Below are 15,481 nucleotides of genomic sequence, written 5' to 3'. Positions count from 1 at the left end.
TTAATACCATGAAATTTTTAAAATTATTCTTATTACTATTTGTCATTCAGACGCAAGCACAGCAGGGCGGCATGTGGATTCCTTCGCTTTTGAAAGGAATGAATGAAACAGAAATGAAAAATTTAGGCATGAAAATGTCTGTAAAAGAGATTTACGATGTGAATCAATCGAGTTTAAAAGATGCGGTTCCACACTTTAATGGTGGTTGTACCTCTGAAGTAATTTCTCCGAAAGGATTGATTTTAACGAATCATCATTGCGGATTTTCACAAATTCAATCGCACTCTACAGTAGACCATGATTATCTTACTGATGGATTTTGGGCTTACAAAATGGAAGACGAATTGCCTAATAAAAACTTAACCGTCGCTTTTATTGTAAAAATCGAAGATGTAACCACATCGGTTTTAGAAGGAACTGCTTCTCTTACCAGTGAATCCGAAAAACAAAAGAAAATTCAAGAAAACATTACGGCACTTACTAATTCTTTACCAAAGGAAAATTGGCAGGAAAATAAAATCCGCACGTTTTATGAAGGCAATCAATACATGCTTTTTGTAACAGAAACTTTTACAGATGTACGTTTGGTGGGAGCTCCGCCTTCCTCAATAGGAAAGTTTGGTTCTGATACTGATAACTGGGTTTGGCCGCGTCATACGGGAGATTTTTCATTATTTAGAATTTATGCTGACAAAAACAATCGTCCAGCTGCGTATTCGAAAGACAATGTTCCTTACACTCCTAAACACTTCCTACCCATTTCACTTGATGGCGTAGCCGAAGATGATTTCACATTAGTTTTTGGTTATCCTGGAAAAACAAATGAATATTTACCTTCTGTTGCGATTGAGCAAATTGTAAACGAGCTAAATCCGGCAAAAATCGAAATTAGAGACAAAGCCTTGAAAGTGGCTGATGGTTTCATGAGAAAAGACAATGCTATTAAAATTCAGTATGCCTCTAAATATGCCAAGATTGCTAATTATTGGAAAAAATGGATTGGCGAAACCCAAGGATTAAAAAAATCAAATGCCGTTGCTATTAAAAGAGAATCTGAAAAAGCTTTTCAGCAGAAAATAACAAAAGCGGGGAAAGAAAAAGAGTACGGAACACTTTTAGCTGATTTTGAAAAAAACTACGCAGAAATAGCGCCGTATGCCTCTGCCAGAGATTATTTTACGGAAACAGTGCTACTTAATACGGAATTACTAAGTGTTGGTTACAAATTGTATCAGCTGGAACAAGTTTACAAAACCAAAGGAGAGCAATCTTTCACTGACCGAAAAAACAATTTACTAACTGGCCAAGAAGCTTTCTACAAAGATTTTAATGCAACTGTTGATGAAAAAGTTTTTGAGCAATTGATTGAATTGTATGCTGCCAAATCTCCAAAACAATTTTTACCTCAAAGTTTGATGAATGTAAACGCTAAAAATTTGGCTTCGGAAATTTACAGCAAATCTAAACTTAAAAATCATACAGGTCTGAAAGAATTGCTAACCGGTGATACGCAAACCGTTTTAACGAATTTAAACAATGACCCAGGTTTTCTGCTGGTAAAAGAATTGGCTGATAAATATTCGAAAGAAGTAACTCCAAAATACGACGAAATCAATTTAAAGATTACAGCGCTACAACGCACGTATATGAAGGCGCAATTAGAATTGAATAAAGACAGTAGAATTTTTCCGGATGCCAATAGCACATTAAGAATTACTTATGGAAAAGTAAAAGGATACGAGCCTAAAGATGCTACACTTTACACACCAATAACCTATTTAGATGGGATAATGGAGAAATACATCCCTGGAGATTATGAATTTGATGTTCCATCTAAATTGATAGATCTATATAAAACCAAAGATTACGGACCCTATGGAGAAAACGGAAAAATGCCTGTTAACTTTATTGGCACAAATCACACTACTGGAGGTAATTCAGGAAGCCCAGCGATAGACGCTAACGGAAACTTAATAGGACTTAATTTTGACAGGGTTTGGGAAGGAACCATGAGTGATATCTATTATGACCCAAGTATTTGTAGAAACATCATGGTTGACATACGCTACGTCCTTTTTATTATGGATAAATATGCAGGTGCAAAAAACTTGATCAGTGAGCTAAAACTAGTTCACCCAAAGAAAAGCAAACCTCTGAAAAAGAAAAACTTAAAGTAAAACCAAGGGCTCAACAACGATATAAAGCATTTATTAATTATTTGACTTAATTGGCATAATAATTGTAATTTGTTTCGGCGTTGACAAAAAATATTATTTTTTAAAAAAAAAATAAAAAAATATTTTACATATTAAAAAATTTATATCTTTGCCACGAATTAATAATTAACCTTTTATATTAAATTAAGATGAAAAAAGTATTTTTAAGTTTAGCTGCTGTTGCTGTTTTGACTGTTGTATCATGTAAAAAAGCTGACGCTCCTGCTGAGGACGCTGCTACTGTAATTGATTCTGCTGCTGCTGTAGTTGATTCTGCTGCTGCTGTAGTTGATTCTGCTGCTGTTGTTGTTGACTCTGCTGCTGCTGCTGCTACTGAAGCTGCTGCAACTGCTACTGAAGCTGCAAAAAAATAATTAGAACTCAAATTCTAAAAATTTTAAAGCCATCCGCTTATGCGAGATGGCTTTTTTAATTTGTGACATTTCCAATAATTTAAGAAGAGGTGTACGAATAAAAAGAGAGTCGTGGAAATTTAAATTTCACGACTCTCTTTTTTATTTACAAATTAATCCGAAAATCTTTAATCCGAAAAAATAAAATTATTTCCAGAGAAATCCAACACCTCTGAATTTGATCCATACCGCACAATTTCATCGATTCCTTTTTGCAGACGCAACGAAGTGGTATATTTTCTACTTGTTGCAAAATGATTCCCTTCTAGCATCAATTTAAAATAGAACTTCCCACTGGTAGACTTAAATTTTAAAAAGTCAGCGGCATCAATAGCGGTTTTAAATTTCTCAATGTCTTCTTCACACTCAAACTTGAGTTCATAACTTAAACTTGTAAAAATAATTTTTCCTTTCCTAGAAGTGAAAACAAATTTATATTCGTCGTTATATCTTTTACTAATTACAAAAGCGCCCATGAAATTTTAGATTTTAGATTGCAGATTTCAGATTCAATACCGTTTCAAATTCTTGCAAACAAAAAAAAGCCTCTTCAATTGAAGAGGCTTTAGTACTCAGAGCGGGACTTGAACCCGCACGAACATTGCTGTTCACTGGATTTTAAGTCCAGCGTGTCTACCAATTTCACCATCCGAGCATTATGTGGTGTCGAGCGAAAAACGGGGCTCGAACCCGCGACCTCGACCTTGGCAAGGTCGCGCTCTACCAACTGAGCTATTTTCGCATTTTCAATCCTTAAAAAGAACCGCGATACTTGTTCTGTATTGCGGATGCAAATTTAGGACATTTATTGAATTACACAAGCCTTTTTTATAAAAAAATCACATATAAAAGTTAACATTCTGATAACGTAAACTTTAAAGTTAAATAAATTATTTTCTGGTCAACATTCTTTTAATTTCATTGAGTTTCATCAGCGCTTCCATAGGCGTAATGGTATTTATATCCAGACTTATGATCTCTTCTTTGATTTCTTCCAATAAAGGATCATCTAAATTGAAGAAGCTCATTTGCATTTCATCTTTTGCAGCTTTAATTCCGTTCAGCGCATCGCTGGAATGATTTTTTTCTAATTTCTTTAAAAGCTTTTGCGCTTTCAAAATCACAATTTGAGGCATTCCTGCCATTTTCGCCACATGTATTCCAAAACTATGTGCGCTTCCTCCCTTTACCAATTTTCGAATAAAAAGCACCGTATCTTTCAATTCTTTGACAGCCACATTGTAATTCTGAATTCTAGGCAGTGATTCGCTCATTTCATTCAACTCATGGTAATGGGTTGCAAATAATGTTTTAGGTTTTGAAGGATGCTCGTGTAAAAATTCTGCAATTGCCCATGCGATGGAAATTCCGTCATAGGTACTCGTTCCTCTCCCAATTTCATCTAAAAGCACTAAACTCCTATCGGAAATATTATTCAAAATGGAAGCCGTTTCATTCATTTCGACCATAAAAGTAGATTCTCCCATCGAAATGTTATCACTCGCTCCTACTCTGGTAAATATTTTATCTACAATTCCCATTCTCACACTGTCTGCAGGCACAAAACTTCCCATTTGACACAATAGCACAATCAAAGCAGTTTGACGCAAAATAGCAGACTTTCCAGACATATTCGGACCAGTGATCATGATCAGCTGTTGTGTTTCTCTATCCAAGAAAACATCATTGGCAATATAAGGCATGCCAACCGGCAATTGTTTTTCGATAACTGGATGCCTTCCGTTTTTGATTTCCAGTTCGAAAGTTTCGTCTAGCTCAGGGCAGATGTATTTATTTTCGATAGCCAACTGTGTAAAAGAACACAAACAATCGAGTTGTGCCACCAAATTAGCATTCATTTGAACCGGCTTGATATATGTTGCAATCCAACTCACCAATTGTTCGAATAACTCTACTTCTATTTTATGAATTTTTTCTTCGGCACCTAGGATTTTGGTTTCGTATTCTTTTAATTCCTCCGTAATATAACGTTCCGCATTGACCAAAGTTTGCTTTCGAATCCATTCCACAGGAACTTTATCCTTGTGCAAGTTTCTAACTTCGATATAATATCCAAAAACATTATTAAAGGAAATTTTCAACGAGGAGATCCCCGTCAATTGTGATTCTCGTTTTTCGATTCCGTCCAAGAATTCCTTTCCGGAAGTTGATATTGCCCGTAAATCATCTAATTCTGCATTGATTCCTTTGGCAATCGCATTTCCTTTGGCAATAGCCACAGGAGCATCTTGATTTAAAACCGTTTTTATTTTTTCACGCAACAATTCGCAACTGTGCAAACTGTCACCGATTACTTTTACTGCTTCTTGCGGACTTTCTAAAGCCAAGGTTTTTATTGGAATAATAGCATCCAAAGATTCTTTCAGATAAACTACTTCTCGAGGCGATACTTTTCCGGCTGCAATTTTCGAAATCAAACGTTCCAAATCAGAAATTTGCTTGATTTGATTTTGGATATTTTTTAAAACGTCCTGATTTTCTTTTAAATATGAAACCACCTGATGACGGCTTTTTATTTTAGTACTGTCTTTCAACGGCAATGCCAACCAACGTTTCAACAAACGACCTCCCATTGGCGAAAGCGTTTTATCAATTACATCGAGAAGCGTCACCGCGTTTGGATTATAACTATGATACAACTCCAGATTGCGAATTGTAAATCGGTCCATCCAGACATAAGCATCTTCTGCAATACGCTGAATGGTCGTGATATGTTGCACTCTGTTGTGCTGGGTTTCGGATAAATAATATAAAATCGCTCCCGAAGCAATAATTCCTTCTTTCAATTCTTCGATTCCAAATCCTTTCAAAGAAACCGTTTGAAAATGCTTGGTTAAGGTTTCGAATGCGTAGTCTTCCTTGTAAATCCAATCTTCCAGATAAAAGCTATGATAATCCTCTCCGAAAATTTCCCGGAAATCATTTTTATTATTTTTGGGAATCAGAACTTCACTTGGATTAAAATTCTGTAACAGTTTGTCAATATATTCTGCATTGCCTTGCGCCGTTAAAAACTCACCTGTAGAAACATCCAAAAATGAAATTCCAATTGATTTATTGGCAAAGAAAATAGATGCTAAAAAATTATTGGTCTTCGACTGTAAAACCTCATCATTCATAGAGACACCTGGAGTCACAAGCTCTGTAACACCTCGTTTCACAATGGTTTTGGTCATTTTTGGATCTTCAAGCTGGTCACAAATAGCCACACGAAGTCCCGCTTTGACAAGCTTTGGCAAATACGTATTTATAGAATGATGCGGAAAACCTGCTAGTGCAGTCTCCGTTTCTGAACCTGCCCCTCTTTTGGTCAATGTTATTCCGAGAATTTTTGAAGCACGAACTGCGTCTTCACCAAATGTTTCATAAAAATCCCCTACGCGAAACAAAAGACAAGCATCCGGATACTTCCTTTTTATCTCATTGTACTGTTTCATTAACGGAGTTTCCTTAACTATTTTATCTTTAGATGCCAATTGTATTTGTGTTTAAAAATGAAAAAAATATCAGCGAATTTATAGATTTTAAAACAAATAATTAAGGAGTTCAAAAATTAAACTATTTTTAAGAAAGATTTAATCCATAATTTCTATTTTTTCTTTAGATTTGTAAATACTTTTAAATTGAAATAGATATGAAAAAAATAATTACCCTAGCTATGCTAGTTGTTTTAGGAGTTGTATCTTCTACTGCACAAGAAACTTCAAAAAAATTAAAAGCAACAAATACTAAAGTTGCTACCGCAAAAGTGAATGGCGCAGGAATGGTTTTCGTAACTGAAACCATTGACTACGGCACTGTTGCCTATAACTCTGATGGTAAACGCGAGTTTGTTTTCACAAATAACGGAAACAAACCTTTAATCATTACTAATGCTCAAGGATCATGTGGTTGCACCGTTCCTACTTATCCTAAAGAGCCAATCGCTCCGGGAGCAAAAGGAGTTATTGGAGTAAAATATGACACTTCAAGAGGTGGTCAAGCTTTTACTAAAACAGTAACATTGACAACTAATGCTGTTGTCCCTAGCAAAACACTTACAATAAAAGGAAATGTTTTAGCCGCTGAACCTTCAAAAAGCTAAATTTTAACTAAATACACAAAAAAGCTTCCATTAATTTCGGAAGCTTTTTTTTTGAATAATTTACAAAATATGAGAAAGCTAGAAAACAGCGAACTGGATCGAAAATCTATTGAAGCATTCAAACAATCTGAAAAAACACCGCTGATTTTAGTATTAGATGACATCCGCAGTTTGCATAATATTGGCTCCGTATTTAGAACAGCAGACGCCTTTCTAATTGAAAAAATATATTTATGTGGTATTACTGCCACTCCTCCAAACAAAGAAATTCACAAAACAGCTTTGGGCGCTACCGAAACGGTCACTTGGGAACATCATGAAAATGTTCTTGAAGTTATTGGAAAATTAAAAAAAGAAAACACCACCACGCTTGCCATAGAACAAGTAGAAAGTGCTGTTTTTCTTCAAGATTTTAAAATTGAAAAGGACAGGAAATATGCTTTGGTATTTGGGAACGAAGTACATGGAGTTTCTCAAGAAGCGGTCGCCTTGTGTGATGGTTGCATCGAAATTCCACAATTAGGCACCAAACATTCTTTAAATATTTCAGTAAGCGCAGGGATTGTAGTTTGGGATTTATTTCAAAAACTGAACTGGCCGAAATGATTTTTTTAAAATAGAATAAGTAATACTTTTATCGCATGAGAATTTTTAACTTTTTGAAATTATCTTTAGCTTTTTTATTGCTCGTTCCGATGGCAGAATGTTCCGCTATATCCTTTTATGCAATAAAAAAAAACACTGCTATAATCTCAAAAGGCTCGATAAAGTCATCACGCCTTAATTTTATTACAAACCCACATTCATTATCAATTATAGATAATGCACCACAAATTATAGCTACAGGAAATCAAAGTTACTGTCCTGGAACTTCATTAAGAATAGTAACCGATGTCAGCATAACAAATTCTGATATTACAGACACAGGTACAGAGGCTATTTACATTCAGATTTCTTCGGGTTATGTAAACGGGCAGGATTTAATCCAATTACCCAATCCCACATTACACCCAACAATTATTTCTAGCTGGGATGCTCCTTCAGGAAAATTAAAATTATCCAGCCCAACTGGAGCTGATGTTTTATATAGCGACTTTGTAAACGCGATAAAAGACGTTGAATTTAGCAATTCATCAACTTCTCCTTCAGGAATTCGAAATTTCTCAATCACAATAGGACAAGCAAATTATTTACCCAGAAACGGTCATTTTTACGAATATGTTTACAGTCCAGGAATCAGTTGGACAGCAGCAAAATTAGCTGCAGAAACAAAGATTTATTATGGGCTAAAAGGTTATTTAGCCACTCTGACAGCGGCTGATGAAGCTCAATTGGCAGGAGCTCAGGCGGCTGGAAACGGCTGGATTGGAGGTAGTGACATCGAAACAGAAGGGGTCTGGAAATGGATTACTGGGCCGGAGGCAGGAACGGTAATGTCTTATACCAATTGGAATACTGGTGAACCAAACAACAGTAATGGTATTGAACATTATGCACACGTTAAAGCGCCTGGAGTCTCTGGAATTCCAGGATCATGGAACGATCTGCAATTAAACGGAGATTCAACTGGAGATTATCAATCAAAGGGATATATTATAGAATATGGTGGAATGCCCGGAGATCCAATACTTGAAATTGCAACTAGCACATCCATAACGATATTACAAATTACAGGAACAACTTCAGTTTCAAGATGTGACTCCGGAATTGTTACACTTCAAGCAACAGCCTCCGGCGGAACAGTAAACTGGTATGATACTACAAGTGGCGGAACTTTATTAGCAACTGGAAACACTTACACAACACCTTTTTTAACAGCCACAACAACTTATTATGTTGATGCTGGATGCACAACGTCAAGAATAGCAGTTGCAGCCACAATAAACACAATCCCTACCATCACTGCTACCAATTCTCCCGTTTCCAGATGTGGAGCAGGAGCTGTAACGCTTGAAGCAACAGCTTCTACTGGAAATATAAACTGGTATTCAAGTCTAACCGGTAGCACTAACATAGGAACTGGGACAAGTCTGACTGTCCCAAATGTTACACAAAACACAACATATTACGCCGAAGCCATAAATAATGGATGTACGAATGGCAATCGGATTGCTGTTGAAATTATAATTTACGTTCCTCCCGTAGTTACGGATCAAGAAATAATACTTTGCAAATCCGGCAGCTTAATCCTTGATGCACAAATTCCTAATATGACTTATTTATGGTCAACCGGTGAAACTACAGCAACAATTACTGTTTCTGCTTCTGGTATTTACACCGTAGATGTAACCAGTCCTACTCCTGAAAACTGTACCAGCAGAAAAAAATTTACTGTTGTTGAACATCTTATTCCTGAAATAGATCGCATTGATGTAAACGGAACTACAGTCGTGGTTTATTTAAAAAAATCAGAGGACTATTTTGAATATTCTGTTGACGGAATCAATTATCAAAGTTCGAACGTGTTTTTCAATGTATCGAGTGGCTTGCAAACGGCGCATGTAAGAGAAGCCAATTTTTGCGGAACTGACAGTAAAACATTTGTAGTTTTAATTGCTCCAAAATTCTTTACTCCAAACAACGATTCACAGAATGATTTATGGGAAGTAAAAGGATTAATTAATTACCCAGGAGCCGAAGTGACCATTTTTGATCGTTATGGAAAATTGATTACAAAACTAAACGCAATCAACCAATCTTGGGATGGAACTTTTAATAAAAATCTATTGCCCGCTTCAGATTATTGGTATATCTTGAAAATTGACAACACAAGACCTTTAATAAAAGGGCATTTTTCTCTAAAAAGATAATTGAACACCAACTTAATGGTTCAAACAGCTGTCAATATTATTAATTAATCTTCTTCTTGATTACATCTAAAATATAGAGATAATCTTCTTGATTTTTCACAAAATCCCTATCAGAAACATCAATAATCAGAACATTCAAATCGGTTTGTGATTTAATATAATCCAGATAACCGCTATTGATTTTATCCAAATATTCAGCCGGGATTTTTTGTTCGTAGCTTCTGCCGCGTTTCTTAATATTTTGCAATAATCGCTCTGAATTTTGATACAAATAAATGTACAAATCAGGCTTTGGCATTTCTCTGTAAATAATATCAAAGAGATTGCGATACAAACGGTACTCATCTTCGGCCAGTGTTATTTTGGCAAAAATCAAAGACTTAAAAATATGATAATCGGCAACTAGAAAGTCTTTAAACAAATCAAATTGCGCTAAATCATCAGACAATTGCTGGTATCTATCCGCAAGAAATGACATTTCAAGCGGAAACGCATATCGGTTCTGATCTTTATAAAATTTGGGCAAGAAAGGATTATCCGCAAAACGTTCCAGTACCGTTTTCGCATTAAAATCCTCGGAAATCTTCGTAGCCAAGGTGGTTTTTCCCGCTCCGATATTCCCTTCGAAAGCGACGTAATTAAATTGCTCTAATGAAATATTCTGCAAAGGATTTACTAAATTCTGAACCACTATACAAACACTTTCATCTGGTGACAATGCCAATAATTCCGAAATATTTTTTTGAAGAATAGGATGTTTCCAATCTAAATTTAAATCCTGAATGGGCAACAAAACAAAATTCCTGTTTTGCATCAAAGGATGCGGAATTTGGAGTTTTTCGGAAGCAATAATTTCTGAATCGAAAGCAATCAAATCAATATCAATCGTGCGCGATTGATACTCTTGAGATTTATTTCGCAAACGACCCAAACGCTTTTCAATTTTTAAAACCTGAGACAGAATTTTATGTGCGGATGTAAAAGTGTGTAAAACCAAAGCACAATTATAAAAAGCATCACTTTCAAAACCCCAAGCTGGAGTCTCATATAATCTGGAGACTTTGATTACAGTCCCAATTTCTTGATGTATCAATTCCAAACAACGTTCGATATTTTCCAAACGATTGCCTTGATTGCTGCCTATAGATAAAATGACCTGATGTTGTGATTTCATAATTAGGTGCAAATTAACTAAAAGAATTTTAGAATTAGCAATATATTTGTATCCTGTGTTGATAATTAAACTTAGAAATTACAAACAATTATTTGTAACATTTCAATCTTTTTTACGACATATTAAAAAAATATAATTATGAGATTTTTAGGAAATGTATTAGCTACCATTATAGGTATTTTTGTTTTTTTCATGTTGTTCTTTTTTGGAATTATTCTCATTGGAGCCATTTTTGGTGGTGAATCTGAAGGTGTTACGGTAAAAAATAATTCTGTTATAGAATTGAATTTGGAAGACATCAGAAACGACTATGCCGGAAAATACAAAGACCCTTGGGTAACTATTTTTTCAGAAAACAAAAAAGTAGGCTTATCAGACATTATTAATGCCATTGAAGAAGCAAAAAAAGATGCCGACATTAAAGGTATTTCGATCCTAAATAATGCTTCGTCATTAGGTATGGCGCAAAGTAAGGCATTAAGAGATGCTCTGGAAAGCTTTAAAAAATCAGGTAAATTCGTCATGGCTTATGCCAATTCGTATTCACAAAAAGAATATTATCTAAATTCTGTTGCCAGCCCAATTTACTTAAATCCTGTCGGAGATATGGATTTCAAAGGCCTTTCTGCTGAACTTATGTTCTTTAAAGATTTTCAGGAAAAATCAGGATTAAAAATGGAAGTGATCCGCCATGGAAAATATAAAAGTGCCGTTGAACCGTTTTTAGAAAACAAAATGAGTGATGCCAACAGAGAACAAACTACCGCATTACTGAATTCCGTTTGGAATTCGATCACTACTGACATCTCTAAAAGCCGAAATATATCTGTGGCTAAATTGAATGAAATTGCCAATGGACTTCTTGCTCGAACTCCGGAAATGGCAAAATCACAGAAATTGATTGACGTTATTGCCTATGAAGATGTGTATCACAACGCCATCCGAAAAGCACTTAAAGTAGCCAACGACGAAGAATACAATAAAGTGTCTATTTGTGATTATGCTCAAAAAGTAGCCACTACTTCACAAACGTTCGACAGTAAAGATGAAATAGCCATTATTTATGCCCAAGGAGAAATCAGGGGTGGCGAAGGTGATGTGAATGTCATCGGAGAAGGTTCTATGCGTCGCTCGTTACAAGAGGCTCGAAAAAATAAAAATGTAAAGGCTATTGTACTTCGTATTGACAGTCCTGGCGGAAGCGCTTTGACCTCAGATTTGATTTGGAGAGAGATTGAATTGACTAAAAAAGTAAAACCAGTAGTAGTTTCTATGGGGAATTATGCGGCTTCAGGAGGGTATTATATTGCGTGTAACGCCAACACCATTTTTGCCGAAGAAAATACAATTACAGGTTCTATTGGTGTTTTTGGAATATTACCCAACTTCACACCATTGGCTACTAAAATAGGAATCTATACGGAGCAAGTCAAGACCCATGAAAATTCGGCAAATTATAGTCCTTTTGTACCATTGGATAAAAAATTCAAAGCGGTTACCCAAGAAAGTGTTGAACACATTTACAAAACTTTTGTTACGCATGTAGCACAAGGTCGAAAAATGACATTTGCACAAGTTGACGCTATTGCACAAGGAAGAGTTTGGACAGGTTCAGAAGCAGTGAAAATTGGACTTGTGGATAAAATTGGAGGTTTAGATGACGCTATTGCAAAAGCAGCTTCTATGGCAAAAATAAAAAGCTACAGCACCCAAAATTATCCGGAATACGAGAAAAATTTCGAGGATCTTTTAGCTAATCTTCCTTTTGCAAAATCTAAAGAAGACTTTATAAAAGAAGAAATAGGAGAGGAAAACTATAGAATTATGCAAGAAATAAAAAAATTGCAAGCACAAAAAGGAGTTCAAGCCCTAATGCCTTTTGAAATTAACATTCATTAAGAGCTTTTGTAACTCACTATGAAATCCGTTTAATCAATTGTTTAAACGGATTTTTTTATACTATAAAGTTAAATTATTGTTTATAAAAAACACCAAAAAAACTACTCTGTCCTAAAAATACTATTTTTGTAAAAGAATCGAAGGCACTATTTTTGCTCCACTTATAGAATCTAAAGAAATTAAATTATGATAAAGAAAGTTTTAAAAATCATTGGAATTCTGATTATCCTGCTCGTCGTGACTTTATTTGCTGCGCCTTATCTATTTAAAAATCAAATAAAAGCTAAAATTTCTGAAGCTATCAATGCCAAAGTAGATGCCAGGGTCTCTTTTGCAGAAGCGGATTTAAGCTTATTCAAAAATTTCCCAAATGCGAATGTAACGCTGGAAAAATTAGTCATTATAAACAAAGCTCCTTTTGAAGGCGACACTTTGATTTCATTAGGCGAATTGAATTTAAAAATGTCTATCAAAGAACTTTTTAAAGGTAAAAACGAAGCGATGTCTATTGACGGAATCTCCTCGAAAAATGGATTAATCAATATCATTTTCAACAAAGATGGAATCGGGAATTACGATATTGCTTTGAAAGATGAAAAAACCAAAGACGATGGAAAAAGCAGTCCGTTATCATTAAAAATACAAGATTATAAAATTGAGAATTTCAAGTTCCGTTATTTTGACGAAAGCTCAAAAATAAAAATGATAATCGACAGTTTAAACCACGAAGGAACCGGGGATTTTGCAGCCCAAAAATTAGATTTGGTCACCAAGTCAACGGCGAAAGTATCACTCGATATGGACAAAGTCAATTACATGAAAAATGTAGCCTTGACTCTGGACGCAGTTTTGGGAATCGATTTAGAAAAAAGTAAATACACCTTCAAAGAAAACAAAGCGTTAATTAATCAATTGCCACTGGAATTTGATGGATTCATTCAAATGGTCGAAACGGGTCAACAATATGATTTGATATTTAAAACTCCTACTTCATCTTTCAAAAATTTCTTGGGAATTATCCCTGCAGCCTATGCATCGAGTTTGGACAATGTGAAAACAACCGGCGATTTTACTGTTGCAGGTTTTGCCAAAGGCTTGTATTCAGATTCAACAGTTCCAAAATTCAACATTGCAATAGCCTCAAATAACGCTTCATTTCAATATCCTAATTTACCAAAATCAGTTCAAGACATCGTTATTGACACTAAAATTATAAACGAAACAGGGATTCTAAATGACACGTATGTCAACTTGGACAAGCTCTCTTTCAAAATAGATCAAGATGTTTTTAATGCCAAAGCCAACATAAGAAACATAACTCAAAATGCGGTTGTTGATGCCGCTTTAAAAGGAACTATCAATTTAGCCAATCTTTCCAAAGCGTATCCTATAAAACTGGACAAGCCACTGTCAGGAATTTTAAAGGCCGATGTGACTACAAAATTTGATATGCAATCTGTAGAAAAAAGTCAGTATCAAAACATCAATAATGCAGGAACAATGAGTCTTTCAGGCTTCAATTATGTGGATGAGAACGGTAAGACAATGAACATTAGCACTGCTTTAGTTCAGTTTAATCCCAGCCAAGTCAATTTGAAACAGCTGAATGCGACTACAGGAAAAAGTGACATTAGTGTAACGGGAGTTTTAGAGAATTTTTACGGGTTTATATTTAGAAACCAAGAATTGAAAGGAAACTTCAACATGAATTCTAAACAATTAGCCGTTGATGATTTTATGACAACCGGCGAAACCAATAAAACTGCGACTAAAACGGAAACTAAAAAAGCGGAAGCCATGAAGATTCCTGCTTTCTTAAATTGTACGCTTACCGCAAAAGCGACTACGGTTTTATATGATAATTTGACTCTGAAAGATGTTTCGGGAAAACTAATCGTGAAAGACGAAAAAGTGACTTTGCAAAATGTAAAAACATCCATTTTTGGAGGAACAATTGGCGTAGACGGAGCTGTTTCCACAAAAGGAAAAACGCCCGTTTTCAATATGGATTTAAAATTAAATCAAGTTGATATCGCACAGTCTTTCACCCAACTGGATATGTTGAAAAAAATTGCACCAATAGCTGGGATTATCAATGGAAAGTTGAATTCAACTATCAAATTGAACGGAAATCTTGATGCAACAGAACTAACTCCTGACTTGAAAACGCTTACCGGTGATTTGTTAGGACAACTGCTTTCGACCACTGTAAATTCGAGTAATTCGACTTTGCTGACCGCATTAGGTTCTAACTTGAAATTCATTGATGTGAGTAAAATCAATTTGAATGATTTGAAAGCTGCGGTTACTTTCAAAGATGGAAAAGTAAATGTAAAACCATTTGACATCAAGTATAAAGACATCAAAGCAACGATTGGAGGAACGCATGGTTTTGACCAAAGCATGAATTACAATCTAAAATTTGATGTTCCCGCAAAATATTTGGGTTCAGAAGCGAATGCGCTAATTGCAAAATTATCTCCTGCTGATGCTGCAAAAGTGCAAAGCATTCCGATAAATGCGATATTAGTTGGGAATTTCACGAATCCAAAAATCACAACTGACATCAACAGTGCGGTAACTAAATTGACTACTCAACTAGTAAACCAACAAAAAGACAGACTGGTAAAACAAGGAACTTCGGCTTTGACTGATTTCATTAATAAAAACAAGAAGCCAGGAGATACTACAAAAACGGCGACTCCTACAACTCCCGCAACTAAGGAAGAGGTAAAAACTAAGGCTAAAGATTTATTAAATGGATTGTTTAATAAAAAGAAAAAAACAGAAGAGCCTAAAGTACAACAAGAATAATTTGATATAAAGCAATAGTTTTTTATCATAAAAAAAGCAGGAATTTCTAA

General features: G+C 35.2%; 10 protein-coding genes and 2 tRNA genes. 7 read left to right on the top strand and 5 right to left on the bottom strand.

Translation table 11 applies throughout. From position 1 onward, the window contains the following. Nucleotides 1–8 precede the first annotated feature (8 nt). Together E0I61_RS06670 and E0I61_RS06665 are read left to right on the top strand one after the other, a co-directional pair. On the top strand, nucleotides 9–2,177 hold the full coding sequence (locus tag E0I61_RS06670; protein WP_132070261.1) for a S46 family peptidase: 2,169 nt from the start codon (nucleotides 9–11) through the stop codon (nucleotides 2,175–2,177). A gap of 188 nt (nucleotides 2,178–2,365) precedes the next feature. Next, on the top strand, nucleotides 2,366–2,590 hold the full coding sequence (locus E0I61_RS06665; RefSeq protein WP_131991708.1) for a PG1828 family lipoprotein: 225 nt from the start codon (nucleotides 2,366–2,368) through the stop codon (nucleotides 2,588–2,590). A 167-nt stretch (nucleotides 2,591–2,757) separates the two neighbouring features. Here E0I61_RS06665 and E0I61_RS06660 read toward each other — a convergent pair whose 3' ends face one another. From E0I61_RS06660 to mutS, 4 genes are all read right to left on the bottom strand, one after another. Continuing rightward, a complete protein-coding gene (locus E0I61_RS06660) occupies nucleotides 2,758–3,105 on the bottom strand; it encodes a DUF1508 domain-containing protein (protein WP_131991705.1) in 348 nt (115 codons plus the stop codon). Between the two features lie 93 nt (nucleotides 3,106–3,198). Continuing rightward, nucleotides 3,199–3,284: transfer RNA gene (locus tag E0I61_RS06655), tRNA-Leu, on the bottom strand. A gap of 14 nt (nucleotides 3,285–3,298) precedes the next feature. Next, nucleotides 3,299–3,371, bottom strand: a tRNA-Gly gene (locus tag E0I61_RS06650). A gap of 148 nt (nucleotides 3,372–3,519) precedes the next feature. Next, complete coding sequence (gene mutS, locus E0I61_RS06645; RefSeq protein WP_165930188.1) at nucleotides 3,520–6,126, bottom strand: DNA mismatch repair protein MutS; 2,607 nt, start codon at nucleotides 6,124–6,126, stop codon at nucleotides 3,520–3,522. Between the two features lie 158 nt (nucleotides 6,127–6,284). On the opposite strand from mutS, the gene E0I61_RS06640 reads away from it, so the two are divergent. From E0I61_RS06640 to E0I61_RS06630, 3 genes are all read left to right on the top strand, one after another. Further along, nucleotides 6,285–6,734 (top strand): DUF1573 domain-containing protein, encoded by a 450-nt coding sequence (locus tag E0I61_RS06640; RefSeq protein ID WP_132070259.1) that lies wholly within the window; start codon nucleotides 6,285–6,287, stop codon nucleotides 6,732–6,734. A gap of 69 nt (nucleotides 6,735–6,803) precedes the next feature. Then, nucleotides 6,804–7,340: an RNA methyltransferase gene (locus E0I61_RS06635; RefSeq protein ID WP_132070257.1), complete on the top strand. Its 537-nt coding sequence runs from the start codon at nucleotides 6,804–6,806 to the stop codon at nucleotides 7,338–7,340. Nucleotides 7,341–7,393: 53 nt separating this feature from the next. Then, on the top strand, nucleotides 7,394–9,544 hold the full coding sequence (locus E0I61_RS06630) for an Ig-like domain-containing protein (protein ID WP_235832078.1): 2,151 nt from the start codon (nucleotides 7,394–7,396) through the stop codon (nucleotides 9,542–9,544). 40 nt (nucleotides 9,545–9,584) lie between these two features. On the opposite strand, the gene folK is transcribed toward E0I61_RS06630, so the two are convergent. Continuing rightward, entirely contained in the window at nucleotides 9,585–10,718 is a 1,134-nt protein-coding gene (folK, locus tag E0I61_RS06625; protein ID WP_132070253.1) for a 2-amino-4-hydroxy-6-hydroxymethyldihydropteridine diphosphokinase, read from the bottom strand. A 138-nt stretch (nucleotides 10,719–10,856) separates the two neighbouring features. Here folK and sppA point away from each other — a divergent pair, with 138 nt between their 5' ends. Next, nucleotides 10,857–12,617, top strand: coding sequence for a signal peptide peptidase SppA (sppA, locus tag E0I61_RS06620; RefSeq protein WP_132070251.1), 1,761 nt, complete (start codon nucleotides 10,857–10,859; stop codon nucleotides 12,615–12,617). 186 nt (nucleotides 12,618–12,803) lie between these two features. After that, nucleotides 12,804–15,431, top strand: a complete 2,628-nt coding sequence (locus tag E0I61_RS06615; protein ID WP_132070249.1) for an AsmA-like C-terminal region-containing protein — start codon at nucleotides 12,804–12,806, stop codon at nucleotides 15,429–15,431. Nucleotides 15,432–15,481 lie beyond the last annotated feature (50 nt).

Origin of the sequence: Flavobacterium ranwuense (genome assembly GCF_004349315.1) — a bacterium.
GTDB classification, from domain to species: Bacteria; Bacteroidota; Bacteroidia; order Flavobacteriales; family Flavobacteriaceae; genus Flavobacterium; species Flavobacterium ranwuense.
The sequence above is the reverse complement of the archived record's forward strand: the minus strand, read 5'-3'. Positions and strand labels throughout refer to the sequence as shown.

Coding starts and splice junctions, on each gene's coding strand:
- E0I61_RS06615 (WP_132070249.1), top strand. CDS start 12,804: ATGATAAAGAAAGTTTTAAAAATCATTGGAATTCTGATTATCCTGCTC.
- folK (WP_132070253.1), bottom strand. CDS start 10,718: ATGAAATCACAACATCAGGTCATTTTATCTATAGGCAGCAATCAAGGC.
- E0I61_RS06665 (WP_131991708.1), top strand. CDS start 2,366: ATGAAAAAAGTATTTTTAAGTTTAGCTGCTGTTGCTGTTTTGACTGTT.
- sppA (WP_132070251.1), top strand. CDS start 10,857: ATGAGATTTTTAGGAAATGTATTAGCTACCATTATAGGTATTTTTGTT.
- E0I61_RS06640 (WP_132070259.1), top strand. CDS start 6,285: ATGAAAAAAATAATTACCCTAGCTATGCTAGTTGTTTTAGGAGTTGTA.
- E0I61_RS06660 (WP_131991705.1), bottom strand. CDS start 3,105: ATGGGCGCTTTTGTAATTAGTAAAAGATATAACGACGAATATAAATTT.
- E0I61_RS06635 (WP_132070257.1), top strand. CDS start 6,804: ATGAGAAAGCTAGAAAACAGCGAACTGGATCGAAAATCTATTGAAGCA.
- E0I61_RS06670 (WP_132070261.1), top strand. CDS start 9: ATGAAATTTTTAAAATTATTCTTATTACTATTTGTCATTCAGACGCAA.